The 14,293-nt window shown below is 68.9% G+C and carries 18 protein-coding genes; 13 read left to right on the top strand and 5 right to left on the bottom strand.

All coding sequences use genetic code 11. From position 1 onward, the window contains the following. Positions 1-84: 84 nt before the first annotated feature. Both JRZ79_RS15415 and JRZ79_RS15410 read left to right on the top strand, forming a co-directional pair. Positions 85-372: a hypothetical protein gene (locus tag JRZ79_RS15415; protein ID WP_010902390.1), complete on the top strand. Its 288-nt coding sequence runs from the start codon at positions 85-87 to the stop codon at positions 370-372. Continuing rightward, positions 365-625: a hypothetical protein gene (locus JRZ79_RS15410; protein WP_010902389.1), complete on the top strand. Its 261-nt coding sequence runs from the start codon at positions 365-367 to the stop codon at positions 623-625. The genes JRZ79_RS15415 and JRZ79_RS15410 overlap by 8 nt, the downstream gene beginning before the upstream one ends. Before the next feature lie 94 nt (positions 626-719). Here the strand turns inward: JRZ79_RS15410 and JRZ79_RS15405 are convergent, their stop codons facing one another. The 4 genes from JRZ79_RS15405 to JRZ79_RS15390 all read right to left on the bottom strand — a co-directional run bounded on the left by JRZ79_RS15405 (position 720) and on the right by JRZ79_RS15390 (position 3,678). Beyond that, on the bottom strand, positions 720-1,160 hold the full coding sequence (locus tag JRZ79_RS15405) for a hypothetical protein (protein WP_205251557.1): 441 nt from the start codon (positions 1,158-1,160) through the stop codon (positions 720-722). A gap of 44 nt (positions 1,161-1,204) precedes the next feature. Beyond that, positions 1,205-1,930 carry an NAD(+)/NADH kinase gene (locus JRZ79_RS15400; RefSeq protein WP_205251556.1) on the bottom strand — a complete coding sequence of 242 codons (726 nt, stop codon included), beginning with the start codon at positions 1,928-1,930 and terminating at the stop codon, positions 1,205-1,207. A gap of 138 nt (positions 1,931-2,068) precedes the next feature. Beyond that, complete coding sequence (locus JRZ79_RS15395) at positions 2,069-3,370, bottom strand: M28 family metallopeptidase (protein WP_205252487.1); 1,302 nt, start codon at positions 3,368-3,370, stop codon at positions 2,069-2,071. A 50-nt stretch (positions 3,371-3,420) separates the two neighbouring features. Then, the gene (locus JRZ79_RS15390) at positions 3,421-3,678 is read right to left on the bottom strand and encodes an MTH865 family protein (RefSeq protein WP_010902385.1); all 258 of its coding nucleotides are present in this window, start codon (positions 3,676-3,678) and stop codon (positions 3,421-3,423) included. A gap of 142 nt (positions 3,679-3,820) precedes the next feature. Here JRZ79_RS15390 and JRZ79_RS15385 point away from each other — a divergent pair, with 142 nt between their 5' ends. Further along, positions 3,821-4,369, top strand: coding sequence for a plastocyanin/azurin family copper-binding protein (locus JRZ79_RS15385; RefSeq protein WP_205251554.1), 549 nt, complete (start codon positions 3,821-3,823; stop codon positions 4,367-4,369). Between the two features lie 9 nt (positions 4,370-4,378). Here the strand turns inward: JRZ79_RS15385 and JRZ79_RS15380 are convergent, their stop codons facing one another. Next, the gene (locus JRZ79_RS15380) at positions 4,379-4,870 is read right to left on the bottom strand and encodes an SRPBCC family protein (protein ID WP_012289184.1); all 492 of its coding nucleotides are present in this window, start codon (positions 4,868-4,870) and stop codon (positions 4,379-4,381) included. 114 nt (positions 4,871-4,984) lie between these two features. Here JRZ79_RS15380 and coaBC point away from each other — a divergent pair, with 114 nt between their 5' ends. From coaBC to JRZ79_RS15330, 10 genes are all read left to right on the top strand, one after another. Continuing rightward, positions 4,985-6,163: a bifunctional phosphopantothenoylcysteine decarboxylase/phosphopantothenate--cysteine ligase CoaBC gene (gene coaBC, locus JRZ79_RS15375; RefSeq protein ID WP_205252486.1), complete on the top strand. Its 1,179-nt coding sequence runs from the start codon at positions 4,985-4,987 to the stop codon at positions 6,161-6,163. A 169-nt stretch (positions 6,164-6,332) separates the two neighbouring features. Then, a complete protein-coding gene (locus JRZ79_RS15370) occupies positions 6,333-7,427 on the top strand; it encodes a monovalent cation/H+ antiporter subunit E (RefSeq protein WP_010902382.1) in 1,095 nt (364 codons plus the stop codon). Further along, on the top strand, positions 7,424-7,699 hold the full coding sequence (locus JRZ79_RS15365; RefSeq protein WP_010902381.1) for a cation:proton antiporter: 276 nt from the start codon (positions 7,424-7,426) through the stop codon (positions 7,697-7,699). The genes JRZ79_RS15370 and JRZ79_RS15365 overlap by 4 nt, the downstream gene beginning before the upstream one ends. After that, positions 7,696-8,022: a monovalent cation/H(+) antiporter subunit G gene (mnhG, locus tag JRZ79_RS15360; protein ID WP_205252485.1), complete on the top strand. Its 327-nt coding sequence runs from the start codon at positions 7,696-7,698 to the stop codon at positions 8,020-8,022. Before JRZ79_RS15365 ends, mnhG begins: the two co-directional genes overlap by 4 nt. Next, on the top strand, positions 8,019-8,549 hold the full coding sequence (locus JRZ79_RS15355; protein ID WP_010902379.1) for a DUF4040 domain-containing protein: 531 nt from the start codon (positions 8,019-8,021) through the stop codon (positions 8,547-8,549). Before mnhG ends, JRZ79_RS15355 begins: the two co-directional genes overlap by 4 nt. Beyond that, positions 8,546-9,013, top strand: a complete 468-nt coding sequence (locus tag JRZ79_RS15350; RefSeq protein ID WP_205252484.1) for a Na(+)/H(+) antiporter subunit B — start codon at positions 8,546-8,548, stop codon at positions 9,011-9,013. Before JRZ79_RS15355 ends, JRZ79_RS15350 begins: the two co-directional genes overlap by 4 nt. Continuing rightward, entirely contained in the window at positions 9,010-9,366 is a 357-nt protein-coding gene (locus JRZ79_RS15345) for a cation:proton antiporter subunit C (RefSeq protein WP_010902377.1), read from the top strand. Before JRZ79_RS15350 ends, JRZ79_RS15345 begins: the two co-directional genes overlap by 4 nt. Further along, positions 9,359-10,840 (top strand): monovalent cation/H+ antiporter subunit D family protein, encoded by a 1,482-nt coding sequence (locus JRZ79_RS15340; protein ID WP_205251550.1) that lies wholly within the window; start codon positions 9,359-9,361, stop codon positions 10,838-10,840. The genes JRZ79_RS15345 and JRZ79_RS15340 overlap by 8 nt, the downstream gene beginning before the upstream one ends. Then, positions 10,837-12,456, top strand: coding sequence for a cation:proton antiporter (locus tag JRZ79_RS15335; RefSeq protein WP_010902375.1), 1,620 nt, complete (start codon positions 10,837-10,839; stop codon positions 12,454-12,456). The genes JRZ79_RS15340 and JRZ79_RS15335 overlap by 4 nt, the downstream gene beginning before the upstream one ends. Then, positions 12,453-14,237: a Na(+)/H(+) antiporter subunit D gene (locus JRZ79_RS15330; RefSeq protein ID WP_010902374.1), complete on the top strand. Its 1,785-nt coding sequence runs from the start codon at positions 12,453-12,455 to the stop codon at positions 14,235-14,237. Before JRZ79_RS15335 ends, JRZ79_RS15330 begins: the two co-directional genes overlap by 4 nt. Positions 14,238-14,293 lie beyond the last annotated feature (56 nt).

Here is a 14,293-nt window from a genome sequence, read left to right as displayed (position 1 = left end):
TGCGGCGTCGTTTTTTCGCGTGTCGGCTCCCGGTGAGCTGTGGTTCCGTCGCAGTAAAGTAGCCAGCACCCCCACAGTACCGTGATGGGTGACGATTCACGCAGTATCGTTGTTCCCGAGCGCCTCTACAAGACCGTGACCGTGTTCTCGACGTTGTTCGCGATCGTGACGGTCGTCGGGGGGTTCGTGGCGCTCGACGCGGCGACGAAGAGCGCGTCGGCCAAAGCCAGTGAGGTGAGCGTCCCGTTCGCGGTGTTGGGTATCGGGCTGATCGCGGCCGGCGGCCTGGTGTACGCGTTCGCGTCCCGGTTCCGGGCCCGTGGAATGGCAACGGATAAGAACAGCGACGACCAACAACCAAACAATGGCTGACGAATTCATCAAGGGGCTGGGCATGTTGACCGGCGGTGGCCTCGTGTGGATGATCATGGCGGGGTGGTACCGGACGCCGGAGTTCGGGCACGGGCAGCTCATCAGTGAGGTGCCAAGCAACCTAACGATGTACGACCAGATGGCGGTCGTGCTGTTGGAGGGGGCGTTCTGGGTGGCGATCATCGGGGCGTTGTTCTTCTGGATCGGCCTGCCGTTGGGCCGTGAAGCGTACGCGACGTACGCCTCGAATTAAGCGGCCGGGCGGCGTGCTGTTAGATCACTCGGAACGCGCCACAGCGGGCATCGAAACGGAGAACGTCGGCAGGCCGGAGCCGCGAGCGTGACGATCAGACGACCTGCGTCCACAGCGGCTTGACGACGAAAAACAGGCTGAGGTAGGCGACGTACAGCAGCATGAAGGTCGCAGCGACGAGCGCGCCCTTGGGGCGTTCGAGGCTGCGGCCGTCGCGTGCTTCGACTTTCCGGGCTTCGAACTCGAAGAAGTCGGCGAAGAACACGCCGAGCACGAGCACCGACAGCACCATTCCGGCGTGGTGGTGGAGTGTGAGGTAGTACAGCGTCGTGATGACGAGGCCCCACGTGGTGAACGAGTGGAACCAGTGTCGGCTGAGCGCTTCGGGACCGTCGGCGGCCTGCGTGACGTGTTGTGCGTGCGCGATGCGTCGGCTGACGAAGTTCAGGACCGCGAGCGCCAGGATCGCATATTCGAGGTATGGCGCGACCAACGTGTCAAGGGGCCCGAAGATCGCGACCGAGGGGTCTACCATGGTCGGGTTTCGGTGGGACGCAGTATTATGTCTTTTCCAATCGCTTAATCGCCGTGCGTCCCGGCGTGGGACACCACCGCGATCGGGAGCGGCGTCCCCCAGGACAGCGTGACGGGGCTGTCGACGGGGACGCGGCCGTGGGCGTGCCCGTCGGCGTGGAGTTCAACGGTGGTTTCGTCGCGGGCCACCGTGACCGAGACCGGCGGGCAGACGACCCAGTTGGTGCGGTCGACGCGGAACGGCGAGACGGGAACGACGGCGGCCGCCGAGACGCCGGGGGCGAGGTGCGGGCCGCCGGCGTCGGCGGCGTATCCATGGCTCCCGAGTGGCGTGGCGGCGACGATCCCGTCGGCGCGGACCGACGCCACGGTCCGGTCGGGCGTCGAGACCGTGTACTCGGAGATCTTCGCGGGCGCGGTCGTCATCAGCGACACGTCGGCGATCGCGCGCGCGTCGGTGGTCGGCGTGGTCACGTCGAACGTGGGGTGGTCGACGACCGCGTACGAGCCGGCGGCGACAGCGGCGATCGCGTCGGTGGTGTCGGCGGGGGCGACGCTGTCGGGGGCGGCGTCGACGTCGACCGGCACCACCGGCGGCTGGGCGGCGGGCGCGACGTCGGACAGCGCGGCTGCACGGAGCCCGGCGTCACCGACCGCGACGACGACGTCAGCGGCTGCGGCGTCCCCAACCAGGGTTGCGTCGTCGCTCGCGGTGAGCGTCGCGACCGTGGGGGCGGTGCTGTCGCCGCGGACAGCGACGTGGAGTGTCACCGCGGCCACAACCCCGGTTGCGGCGGTGGCGACAGCGCTCCGGAAGTCGGCGTCTGTCTCATCGGTAACATCGGGGACCGCGACTCACAAAAACCCGACGGGCGCGACCCGGACGCCGGGAGTGTGGCGGCGTGGCGACTAGTACGGCCAGTCGCCGGTGATCTGCATGCCTTCGGCGAGGCCTGCGTCGGTCAAGCCGGCGGCAACGTCGGCCTCACTGGCGTGCGCGACCGCGAAGCCGTCGTCGGCCAGGCGAGCCGCGAGCGCGGCGAGGAGGATGGCGTGCTCGCGGAACGTCCGGAGTTCGAGTTTGTCGAGCGTGTCGGCGGACGTGTGCCCCCAGCCGCGGCCGCCGGCGGCGTCGCTGGTGGCGTGGTAGCCGGGAACGCCGTGTTTGACGTACGCCCAGTGGTCGGAGTGGGGGTTGAGGGCTGGGGCGACCGTGATCGGGTGGGCGAACGTGTCGCTGACCGCGTTGGCGGCGTCCCCGAGCGCGTCGAAGCGGTGGGTGTACAGCTTGAGCGTGCGCTCGCGCACCACGCCGTCGAGGTTGAGCACCGCGCGAACGTCGTCGAGGTCGCGCTGGGCGGCGTCGTGGTGTGAGCCGACGAGCCCGACCTCTTCGGCACCGAAACAGACGAAGTGAACGCGCGTGTCGAGCGCCGACTCCCGGGCGGCCAGGATGCGTGCGAGCTCGACGGCCATCGCAGTGCCGGCACCGTTGTCCATCGCCCCGTCCGTGATGTCGTGGGCGTCGACGTGGCTGGTGACCAGTAGCTCGGCGTCGGTGTTCGGGCCGAGTGTCGCGTGGACGTTCTGGCTGGTGGCGTCGTGCGTGTCGGCGTCGACGGTGAGCGTGACGGTGTCGTGCTCGAAGCGCCGGGAGAGCCGGGTTCCCGTCTCCGTGGAGACGCCGACCGCGGGGATCTCGCCGATCGGGTCGTCGCCGGTGCCGACGCTGCCGGTCGCCGGGAGACAGCCCGCGACGTGGTTCGTGTACACGAAGCCGGCGGCACCGGCCGCGACGGCGTGGGCGTATTTCTCTCGGCGGTGGAGGTGGCGGTCGTACCAGTCGGGCACGTCGGCGGCGACCATCACGATCGCGCCGTCGAGGTCGGCGTCCTCGAAGTCCCCGGGCAGTCCGTAGCCGAGGTCGACGAACTCGCCGGCGGCGGTCCCGGCGGGGCTGCGCGGGAGTGCGATGGTGTCCGCGGTGGTGTCGGCGGGCGTCTCGATGGCGCTGTCGCCGCGCGTCCACCCCTGGACCGGGAACGTATCGAGCCACGCGTCGTCGGCGTGCTGTGCGAGCGCGTCCCGGGTTGCGGCGGCGGCCTCGCGTTCGCCGTCGCTGCCCGCCATCCGGGTGGGGGTGTCAACGAGTCGTTGGAGGTGCGTCCAGCCGGTGGTGCTGGTGAACGTGTCGCCGATCCAGTCGGTCATAGCGGGGCGGACGCGGGGCGTGGGCTAAGAAGTTATGGAAGAACAGCGAGCTACAGCTCGTCTTCGTCTTTGAGGCCGGCGATCACGTCGTCGACGAGGGTGTCGACGGAGTCGTAGGGGAAGTCCGCGCGGCTCGAGAGCTTGGTGGCCAGCTCCATCGCCGTCCAGGATTCGCCGCCGGCCTCGAAGGACGTCGAGGGGCCGCTTGGGAGCGCCGGCACGAGCCCCATCTGGTTTTTGACGGGATAGTCAGCGGTTGCGAACGCGTCGGTGAGTTCCTCGCGGAGTTCGGACTCGACAGTGGACATGGGAGGGTCGTCGGTACCACCAATGATAAGCGTTCTGGAACGACGGACGTGCGGACGCGCGTTGTCGGTGGCGGCCTCACGGGGGCGTGTGGCGAACGGACAAACCAAAGTCTTCAGTAGCCGTGATTCCTTAGCCGCACGTATGAACTCCGAGACCGATGTGGGGGTGTCCCGGCGGAGCGTCCTTCGCGGCGGCGTGGCTGCCGCTGCGGGTGCAGCGGCCACGGGCACGGCGGCGGCAGCCGAAGGCGGGGGCGGTGACGGCGGCGGGGAGAAAGTCGTGAAAGTCGGCCCCAACGGGAGTAACGTCTTCAAGCCCGCGGAGATGTACGTCAAACCCGGCACGAAAGTGCGGTTCGTCTGGGAGTCCGGCGGCCACAACGTCCACGCCACGGAGGTGCCGGGCGACGCCGACTGGGGCGTGAGCACGGATATCGCTGGACCGCCGAAGGAGTACACCCACACGTTCGACGGTCCGACGGGGGAGTACAACTACGTCTGTACGCCACACGCCTCGCTGGGGATGAAAGGCACCATCATCGTGACCGACAGCCCGCCGGAGAACAAGGGCTACCAGACGATCGTCCCGGATTCCGCGAAGACGATGGCCGTCGGAGCGATGGGGTCGATGACGTCCGTGCTGGGGTTGGCGTATTTCTTCATGAAGTACGGCGGCGACTACGGCGAGTAACGCCTGCGGTCACGTCAGCGTGACGTCTAGCTCGACGGGGCGTGGTTCGCCTTCGAGGTCCTCGACGACGCGCTCGACGACGCGCTGGCCTTCCTCGGCGATTTTCTCGGTGACGCGGTCGGCCACCCAGTCGAAGGAGACGAACGCCGGCAGGTCGATGAGGCCGCGCGCGCTGCCCGGGTCGTAGGTGACGACGAACGAGACGGCTGCGCCGGCGTCGGCGTCGGCGATCAGCCAGTCGCCGGCGGCGTCGAGGCTGCCCAGGATCTCCCAGCTGATGCGCGCCGGGGGGTCGGTGTCGGTGACCCGGGAGCGAACCGTCTGTGAGAGCTTCCACCAGGCGAACGTGAGGTCGTACTCGGTGCCGGGGCCGCCGTCGCCGTGTTGTGTGACCGACTCCAGGTACGCCGAGTACTGCGCGTACCCGGGGAAGTCAGCGAGGAACGTGTAGGCTTCGTGGGGCGGCACGTGGACGGTGGTGGTGACTTCGAGGGTGGCCACGGATCTACGTGGGGCGCTGGTGGCTTAGTCGTACCGCGGCGTGGCCGGCACCGGCGGGGCGTGGTGGCGTGGAGTACAGCGATTTAAGACGCCGGCTCACTGAGTCGAACCCGAATGCTCTCCGGAGTGAACGTCGCGGTGGGTGTGACCGGCAGTATTGCGGCGGTGAAAGTCGTGGAGTTCGTCCACGAGCTTCGCCGGCGCGGCGCGTGCGTCCGCGCGGTGATGACTGAGAGCGCGCAGGGGATCATCCACCCGTGGGCGGTGGAGTTCGCTACCGAGAACCCGGTCGTGACGGAGATCACGGGCACGGTTCCGCACGTCGAGCTGTGCGGCCGGGACGGCTGGGCGGACGTGTTCGTGGTTGCACCGGCGACGGCGAACACAGTGGGGAAGATCGCGGCGGCGGTCGACGACTCGCCGGTGACGACGTGTGTGACGACTGCGGTGGGCGCTGACGTGCCGGTGGTGGTTGTGCCGGCGATGCACGAGCCGATGTACGACCACCCCGGCGTTCGTGACGCGATCGATCGCGTGTCTTCGTGGGGGGTGTCGGTCGTCGATCCGCGCATCGAGGAGGGGAAAGCGAAGCTCCCCCGTGAGTCCACGATCGTCCACGAGACGGCACGCGCGGCCGGCGAGCAGCCGCTTGCGGGCACGCACGTGGTCGTGACATCGGGCGCGACGAGCGAGGCGATCGACCCGGTGCGGGTGTTGACCAACCGGGCGTCCGGGCGGACGGGGCGGGCGGTCGCCGCGGCGTGTTACGTCCGCGGCGCGCGGGTCACGCTCGTCCACGACGCGAGCGACGGCGGGGCAGCGCCGTACGCGGACGTGCGTGACGTGTCGTCGGCCGCCGAAATGACAGCGGCTACGCTGACGGCCTGTGCGGACGCCGACGCGCTGGTGTCGGCGGCGGCGATCAGCGATTACACCGTCGAGGCGGCCGACGAGAAGCTGCGGTCGGGCCGCGAGGACGTGGCGCTGTCGTTGGAGCCGACGCGGAAGCTGGTGGGGGCGGTTCGGGACGACAACCCCGACCTCCCGATCGTCGGGTTCAAGGCCGAAACGCCGGCCGACGACGGGACGGCGGGCGACGACAGCATGGTGGCCGCGGCGCGCTCGCTCCTCCAGCGGGACGGGCTGGCGTTCGTGGTTGCCAACGACGCCGGCGTGATGGGCAACGACGAAACCCGCGCACTGTTCGTCACCGCGGACTCCGTCAGCGAGTACGCCGGCCACAAGCGCGGCCTCGGTGCGCGGATCGCGGAGCGCCTGGCTGTGTTCGCGTAGCGCGCGTGTCGGCGGTCCGGTCGGGGAGGTGATAGGACGCCGGGAGAACCGGCGCTCATCCGAGAAACCGAAGGTATCAACATCGGGTATCACGACCCTTCACACACGACAATGACGACAGTCACGCGGCCGCCTGGCAGTGCGCGGTCCGAACCGCCGGAGGTGAGTGATGGCGGATAACGACCTGCTGATCCCGGTTGCGGACTCCGAGACGGTCAGGCAGACCGTCTCCCATGCGGCCGACCGCGCGCAGGAACGCGACGGAACGCCGACGCTTCATTTCGTCTGCCCGGTCTCCGAGCGGCCGGCGAACGCGGCCGACAGCGCGGCTGCAGCCGAGGCCGAAGCGTTGCTCGATCGGGTGTCGGTGTGGGCCACCGACGATCTCGGCGACGACGCATCGAGGGTCGCCATCGAGACGAGCCTGGTCGGGCTGGACGTCTACCTGTTCAACCCGGGCGATTACGCCGACGTCTTCGGCGCATACGCGCGTGAAAACGGGGTCACTGCGGTCGTGCTTGACCCACGGTTCAACCCCCTGGGGATGGCACCGCTGCTCCCGCCGTTGGAGCGCGAGCTGGAGGCCGCCGGGCTGACAACCGAGCTCGCACCCGTCGAGCGCGCGACCCGGCGCGGCCCGATCACGCGGTCGGCCGGCCTGGGGCAGTTCGCGCTGCTGTTCGGCGCGGCGTTCGGGTTCTACCAGCTCATCGCCACCGAGCTCACGACCGTCAACCTCATCACGGGCGCGATCACCGCAACCATCGTCGCGGGCGTGCTGCGCCGTGTCTCCACGCAGGGGTCGGTGCGCCCGCGCCGGCTGGTCGGTCGCGTCGGCCGCATGCTGGTGTACGCGCCGTACCTGCTGTGGGAGATCGCGAAAGCGAACGTCGCGATCGCGAAGGTGGTGTTGCATCCCCGGCTCCCGATCGACCCGGCCGTCGTGGAGTTCGACGCCGCGGTGTGGTCGGAGCTGCCCGCAACGACGCTCGCGAACAGCATCACGCTGACACCCGGGACGCTGACCGTGGACGTGACACAGCGACATTTCACGGTGCACAGCCTCACCGCTGACGCCCGCCGCGACCTGCTCGCGGGCGGGCTCGAACGCGCCGTTCGGTTCGTCTTCTACGGGCGGGCGGCGATGCGGTCGGCGACCCCGTCCGAGCGCGGCGAAACCCCGGACGGGAGCGTCGACAGTGCCGGCATCGACAGCGCACAGTCGGCATCGCGCACCGACACCAACGCGGGTGACTCGGAGTGACACTGCTGTCCGAGGTGCTGTTGGCCGGTGCCGGCGCGTTCATCCTGCTGTCGGCGGTCGTGTTGTACCGGGTGCTCGTCGGACCGACGATGCAGGACCGCGTCATCGGCGTGAACGCCATCGGCACGAACATCGTGGTGATCCTGGCGCTCGTCGGCGCGGCCACGGAGCTGACGGCGGCCCTGGACATCGCCATCGTGTACGCGCTGTTGAACTTCCTGATGAGCATCGCCATCTCGAAGTTCACGGTCGAACGGGGTGGGGTACTGTGACGCCGACCACGATCGCCGCCGGCGTGTTGCTCGCCGGTGGCGTCTTCTTCACGTTCGTCGCCGCCGTTGGCCTGCTGCGGCTGCCCGACATCTACACGCGCGCCCACGGCGCGTCGAAAAGCGACACCCTGGGTGCCGGGCTCGCGCTCGCAGCCGCCGCCGTCGCGTTCGGCGGCGGCCTGTCGAGTCTGAAAGCCGGCCTGCTGTTGGTATTCATGTTCATCACGAACCCGACCGCGGCGCACGCGATCGCGCGCGCCGCCGCCGACCAGGGAATCGACCCGTGGACAGCCGACGACCACGAGGGAGGTGATGGGGAATGAACATCGAACTCCCGCTGTTGGTGTTCGTGGTCGCAACGGCGCTTGCGACCACCGTGCTCCGTGACGTGCTCGCGTCGATCATCGCGTTCGCGACGTACAGCCTCGGCGTTGCGGTCGTCTGGGTGGTGTTGCAGGCACCCGACGTCGGGCTGACCGAGGCGGCAGTGGGTGCCGGCGTCACCACCGTGTTGTTCCTGCTGACGATCGCCAAGACCGTGCGTCCCGGTGACGAGGCGGTGTTCGAGCGCCTCAACGTGCCCGCGTTCGGTGCCGCCGTGGTGCTCGTCGGGGCGCTGTTGACGACGGTGCACGCGCTGCCGACGATCGGCGACCCCAGCAACATCGCGGTCACGTCGGAGGTGACGCGGTACTACATCGACCACGCCTACCACGAGGCGGGCGTGAAAAACGTCGTGACGGCCGTGCTGGCGTCGTACCGTGGGTTCGACACCCTGGGTGAGGCGGTCGTCGTCTACTCGGCGGGCGTCGGACTGCTCGTGGTGTTGCGCCGGGAGGTGTTCGCATGAGCGACCGCCCCTCGTCGTCGCAGCGCCAGTCGTACATCGAGAGTTCGATCATCATGGGAACGGTCCGGGTGGTGTCGCCGTTCGTGTTCACCTACGGGCTGTTCGTGATGTTCCACGGCGCGGATTCGGCCGGCGGCGGCTTCCAGGGCGGCGTCATCGTCGCGACGGTGATGTTGATGCTGGGGATCGCGTTCGGCATCGACCCGGTCAGGGAGTGGGTCGGGGAGCGGCTGCTCGTGGCGATCGTCGTCGGCGGTGTCACGGCGTTCCTCGCCGTCGCGTCCAGCACGGTCCTGTTGGGCGGTGCGTTCCTGGACGTCTCCGTGTTCGGCGGGCACCACGCCAGCAAGTACAGTATCGAGATCATCGAGTTGTTCATCGGCGCGATCGTGGCGAGCACCATCACGGGGTTGTTCATCGCCATCGACGCCGGGACGAACGACGACGGAGGCAACGACAAATGATGGAAGCACTCGCGGCGAAAGACTACTACATCGCGTCGTTCCTGCTGATCGGGATCGGAACGTACGTCATGATCGCTGCCGGTAATCTCGTGAAGAAGGTCATCGGCATGAACATCTTCCAGACGGGCATCTTCCTGTTTTTCATCGCGTCGGCGTACGTCGAGGGCGGCACCCCGCCGCTGTTGACATCCGAGACGCCACACGTCAGCCCGGTGCCCCACGTGCTCATCCTGACCGCGATCGTCGTCGGGGTGGCGCTGACCGCGGTCGCGCTCGGGATGATCGTGCGCATCTACGACGACTACGGGACGCTCGACGAGCGCACGCTCAAGGAGGTGCGCAGCAGTGACTGATCTGGTTCCGTTCGTGGTTGCGGTCCCGATCTTCGGGTCGGTGCTGGCGTTCGCGGCCGGGATCGCGCGCCCGAAGACCGGGTGGCCGGTCGCGGCCGTCGCGTCGCTGGCTCAGGTCGCCGTCGCCGGCGTGCTGGCCGCGGCGACGTTCGGCGCCGGGCCCGCCCGGATCGCGTACGTCGTCGGCGGCTTCGAGACGCCGTTCGGGATCGAGCTGGTCGTCGACGGGCTGTCGGCGACGGTGCTGGTGTTGATCGCGGTGGTGTCCCTGGGTGTGCTGGCGTACGCCCGCCGCGCGGGCCCACGGTCGAACGCGTTCTACGCGATCTACATGCTGCTGGTGGCCGGGCTGTCCGGGATGACCGTCACCGCGGACCTGTTCAACATGTACGTCTTCCTGGAGATCACGGGGCTGACGGCGTACGCGCTGGTGGCAGCCGGCGAGGACAGCCGGTCGACGGTCGCCGCCCTGAAATACCTCCTCGTGGGGACGTTCGGCGCGTCGCTGTTCCTGCTGGGGATCGGGTACGCGTACGTCGGCACCGGCACACTGAACATGGCCGACCTGGCCGCGAAGCTCGCGGATGCTGACCCCGTGCTCGCGCAGGCGGCGTTCGCGCTCATCGTCGTTGGGTTGTTCATCAAGGTGGCCGTGTTCCCGCTGCACACCTGGCAGCCTGACGCGTACGCGGGCGCACCCGACACCGTGAGCGCGCTCATCTCCGCGCTCGTCTCCACCGTCGCGGCGTACGCGCTGTTGCGCGTGGTGTACACCGTGTTCGGCGCTGGGTTCCTCGATTCGACGCCGGTCGCTCGGGCGATCCTGATCGGCGGCGCCGTCGTCAGCATCGTCGCGGGGAGCCTGCTTGCGGTCTCCCAGTCCGAGATCAAGCGCGTGCTCGCGTACTCCTCGGTGTCGCAGTTCGGCCTCATCCTGGCTGCGATCGCGATCGGGAACGACACCGCGCTGACCGGGGCGGCGATCCACCTGGTCGGGCACGCGGTCATGAAAGGCGGGTTGTTCCTCACTGCGGGAGTCGTGGCGACGGAGACGGGCGCGCGAACGATCGACGAGTTCGACGGGTTGGCCGACCGCAGCCCGGTTGCTGCGGGCGCGTTCGGCGTGCTCGCGGTGTCGATGGTCGGAGTGCCGCCGACGGTCGGCTTCGCGGGCAAGTGGTATATCGCGATCGGCGCTGCCGAGGCGGGATCGTGGGCGCTGCTGGCCGTGATCGTGGCGAGCACGCTGCTCACGCTGGCGTACTTCCTGCGGCTCGTCGAGCGGATGTTCTTCCGGGCGCCCGCGACGGTGCCCGCTGACGGCCGCTCCGACGGCGCCGAGACGCCGGCGTCGTCGTCGACGGGGATGTACGCGACCGTCGTCGGCGCGACCGTCTGCGCCGTTGCGCTCGGGTTCGGTGCGTTCGTGTACAGCACACAGATGCAGGCGACACTCACACAGCTTCTGTCATGACAGAAATCACCTCACTCCGGCCGCTGGCCGCGGTGCTCGTGTCGGTGGTTGCCATCGCGCCGATCCTGGCGTCGGGCAGCCGCCCGAACCTCCGGGAGGGCTGGACGCTGCTGGCGTCCGTGCTCACGCTGGGCCTGGTCGGCAGCATGGTGCCGGGTGCCATCGCGGGCGACGTCTACGTCACCACGCTGTCCACGTTCGTCCCGGGCGTCTCGCTGGCGCTGCGGGCGGACGCACTCGGCGTGTTGTTCGCGCTGCTGGCGAGCACGCTGTGGCTGGCGGCGAGCTTCTACAGCATCGGCTACATGCGGGGGCTCGGCGAGCACAGCCAGACCCGGTATTTCGCCGCGTTCGCGGGCAGCATCGCGTCCGCGATCGCCGTGGCGTTCGCCGCGAACCTCGTGGTGTTGTATCTGGCCTACGAGCTGCTGACCGTCGCGACGTACCCGCTGGTCGTCCATGACGAAACCGACGCCGCGCGGGCGGCCGGTCGGAAGTACCTCGCGTACACGTTCGGTGGCGGCGTCGCGGTGCTCGCGGGCGTCGTGCTCGTCTACCACGCCACCGGCACCACCGCGTTCGCGCCCGGCGGCATCGGCGGGCTCGCGACCGCCGACCCGACGCTCGCGCGGGCGGCGTTCGGCCTGCTCATCACCGGGTTCGGGGTGAAGGCGGCGCTCATGCCGCTGCACTCCTGGCTGCCCGACGCGATGGTTGCGCCCACCCCCGTCTCGGGGCTGTTGCACGCCGTGGCGGTCGTGAAAAGCGGCGTGTTCGGGATCGCGCGCGTGCTCTTGGACGTCTACGGGATCGACCTCGTTGCCCACCTCAACGTGGGCATGGCGGTCGCGGTCGTCGCGGCGATCACGCTCATCGTGGCGAGCGTCATCGCGCTCCGCCAGGACAACCTCAAGCGGCGGCTGGCGTTCTCGACGGTGAGCCAGCTGTCGTACATCGTGTTGGGGCTGGCTGTCGGCGCAGCCACCCCGGGAGCCGACGCCACCAAGTGGGCGCTCATCGGGGGGCTGTTGCATATCCCCGCACACGCGTTCATGAAGCTCACACTGTTCTTCTGTGCGGGCGCGTTGCACGTCGAAACCCACACCGACGACATCTCGGACATGGCCGGCATCGGCAAGCGCATGCCGCTGACGATGACGGCGTTCGCGGTCGCCGCCGCGGGGATGGCTGGCATCCCGTTGGTCGCCGGGTTCGTGAGCAAGTATTTCCTGCTCATCGGCACCGTCACGGGCGGCCACCTCGTGTTCACGGCGGCGCTGTTGGTCTCCGGCGTGCTCAACATCGCGTACTTCTGGCCGGTCGTCTACACGGCGTTCTTCGAATCCCAGGGTGACAGCGACGAGAAACCCCTGGTCAGTGGGGCGCTCGGCGGCCGGCTGGGCGGACACACCCGCGCCGACGGCGGCCACGAGGGCGGCGGCTTCGAGCGCCGGGCGGTGTCCGGCGCGGAGGGGTCGTGGTTCCTCATCGGACCGGTGGTGTTCGCGGCGTTCGGGTCGATCGTGCTGGGCGTGATCCCGGACACCGCGGTGTTCCTGTCCCTCGTGCGGACGGTGGTTGACACCGCGACCGCGATGGGGGTGGTGGGTGTATGATCGACACCTTCGTGCCGCCGTTCGTGCCGGTGTTGGTGGCCGCGCTGCTGGTGCCGTTTCTGTCGCGGCGGACCGGGCACGCGCTGGGCGCGGTGGCGTCGGCGGCCGTGGTGCCGTACGTGTGGCTGGTCGCCACGGGCGCACACCTGCCGGTGAAGCTGTTCGGGTTCCACGCGATCCTGCTCAACGTCGACCCGTTCTCGACGCTGATGGGGCTGATCTTCGGGCTCATCGGCGCCGCCGGCGTGGTGTACTCGTACGCCAGCGACGCCGAGAACATCCAGACCGCGTTCGCGCTGGGGTACGTGGGGACCAGCCTGGGTGCCGTGTTCGCGGGCGACTGGCTCACCCTCATCTTCTTCTGGGAGCTGATGGCCGCCACGAGCACGCTGCTGGTCTGGCATTACGGCGGGAAGGCCGTGCGTGCGGGGTTCCGATACGCGCTCGCCCACGGCATCGGCGGGACGCTGTTGCTCGCCGCGATCATCTGGCAGTTCGCCGAAACGGGCACGTTCCTGTTCGGGTCGGTGCCGGGCGGCCCCGAGACGGCGGGGCTAGCGGGCAGCATCGCGCCCGTGTTGGCGGCGCTCGGGATCGGCGTGAACGTCGGGTTCGTGGGGCTGCACGCGTGGCTGCCCGACACCTACCCGCGCCCGCACATCGCCGCCAGCGTGTTCCTGTGCGTGTTCACCACGAAAACCGGCGTGTACGGGCTGTATCGCGTGTTCCCCGAGCACGGGAACATGGCGGTGGCGTACATGGGTGGCGCGATGGCGGTGTTCGGCGCGATGATGGCGCTGTTCCAAAACGACATGCGGCGGCTGCTCTCGTATCACATTCAGTCGCAGGTCGGGTACATGGTGGCCGGCGTGGGCATCGGCTCCGCGCTCGCACAGGCCGGCGCGTTCGCGCACGTGTTCAACCACATCCTCTACAAGGGGTTGTTGTTCATGACGGCGGGCGTCATCGTCTACCGGACCGGTGAGGAGCGCCTCCCGAAGCTCGGCGGGCTCGCCCGCGAGATGCCGATCACGGCCGGGGCGTTCACCGTGGCGGCGCTGTCGATCAGCGGGTTCCCCGGGTTCAACGGCTTCGTCTCGAAGGGCATCATCATCTCGGCGAGCCACTACATGCACGCGCCGCTGGTCACTGTCGGGGAGTTCACCGGCCTCCAGGTGTTGTTGTTGCTCGGTGGCGTCGGTACGTTCATGTCGTTCATCAAGTTCGGGTATTACGCGTTCTTCCACGGGAGCTACGACGGCACCGTGAAAGACGCCAACCGCGGGCAGGCCGCCGCGATGGTCGCGATCGCGGCGCTGTGCCTGGGGTACGGGCTGTACCCCGAGGGGTTGTTCGGCATCCTCCCGATCGACGTGACCACGAACCCGCCGGTCGGCCACGTGTACACGACGTACACGATGTCCCACCTCACGGAGGGCGTGGCGCTTGCCGTCCTGGGCGTGATCGGGTTCGTCCTCGTGAAGGCACCGCTATCGGGGCTCGGGCGGGTGCCCGACGTCGACGCCGTCTACAACCGCGTGCTGTTCTACGGCACGCGGGCGCTCGTGGTCGGCGTGACCGAGCTGTACGCGGCCGTGGATCGCGTTGTCGTGGCGGCGGCGTCCGCGACCGCGGGCGTCGTTCGCGCGCCGGACGCAGTGGCCGGGCGGCTGCTCGGTGACACGGATTCGCCGGTGTCACTGCGGGCGGACTACAGCACGAGCATCCTGGTGGTGGCTGTGGTTGTGGCCGCGTTCGTCGTGGCGATCACCGCCCTGTAGGGCGTACCACGGGCATTCCGTTCCGTCACCTTTTCGTCGGCCCGCGAGTATTTCCT

This window comes from Halobacterium sp. BOL4-2 (assembly GCF_016917835.2).
GTDB lineage: Archaea > Halobacteriota > Halobacteria > Halobacteriales > Halobacteriaceae > Halobacterium > Halobacterium salinarum.
The sequence above is the reverse complement of the archived record's forward strand: the minus strand, read 5'-3'. Positions and strand labels throughout refer to the sequence as shown.

Excerpts from the sequence above, each read along its gene's own strand:
- JRZ79_RS15415 (WP_010902390.1), top strand. The coding sequence starts at position 85 with ATGGGTGACGATTCACGCAGTATCGTTGTTCCCGAGCGCCTCTACAAG.
- JRZ79_RS15410 (WP_010902389.1), top strand. The coding sequence starts at position 365 with ATGGCTGACGAATTCATCAAGGGGCTGGGCATGTTGACCGGCGGTGGC.
- JRZ79_RS15405 (WP_205251557.1), bottom strand. The coding sequence starts at position 1,160 with ATGGTAGACCCCTCGGTCGCGATCTTCGGGCCCCTTGACACGTTGGTC.
- JRZ79_RS15395 (WP_205252487.1), bottom strand. The coding sequence starts at position 3,370 with ATGACCGACTGGATCGGCGACACGTTCACCAGCACCACCGGCTGGACG.
- JRZ79_RS15390 (WP_010902385.1), bottom strand. The coding sequence starts at position 3,678 with ATGTCCACTGTCGAGTCCGAACTCCGCGAGGAACTCACCGACGCGTTC.
- JRZ79_RS15385 (WP_205251554.1), top strand. The coding sequence starts at position 3,821 with ATGAACTCCGAGACCGATGTGGGGGTGTCCCGGCGGAGCGTCCTTCGC.
- coaBC (WP_205252486.1), top strand. The coding sequence starts at position 4,985 with ATGCTCTCCGGAGTGAACGTCGCGGTGGGTGTGACCGGCAGTATTGCG.
- JRZ79_RS15370 (WP_010902382.1), top strand. The coding sequence starts at position 6,333 with ATGGCGGATAACGACCTGCTGATCCCGGTTGCGGACTCCGAGACGGTC.
- JRZ79_RS15355 (WP_010902379.1), top strand. The coding sequence starts at position 8,019 with ATGAACATCGAACTCCCGCTGTTGGTGTTCGTGGTCGCAACGGCGCTT.
- JRZ79_RS15350 (WP_205252484.1), top strand. The coding sequence starts at position 8,546 with ATGAGCGACCGCCCCTCGTCGTCGCAGCGCCAGTCGTACATCGAGAGT.
- JRZ79_RS15345 (WP_010902377.1), top strand. The coding sequence starts at position 9,010 with ATGATGGAAGCACTCGCGGCGAAAGACTACTACATCGCGTCGTTCCTG.
- JRZ79_RS15335 (WP_010902375.1), top strand. The coding sequence starts at position 10,837 with ATGACAGAAATCACCTCACTCCGGCCGCTGGCCGCGGTGCTCGTGTCG.
- JRZ79_RS15330 (WP_010902374.1), top strand. The coding sequence starts at position 12,453 with ATGATCGACACCTTCGTGCCGCCGTTCGTGCCGGTGTTGGTGGCCGCG.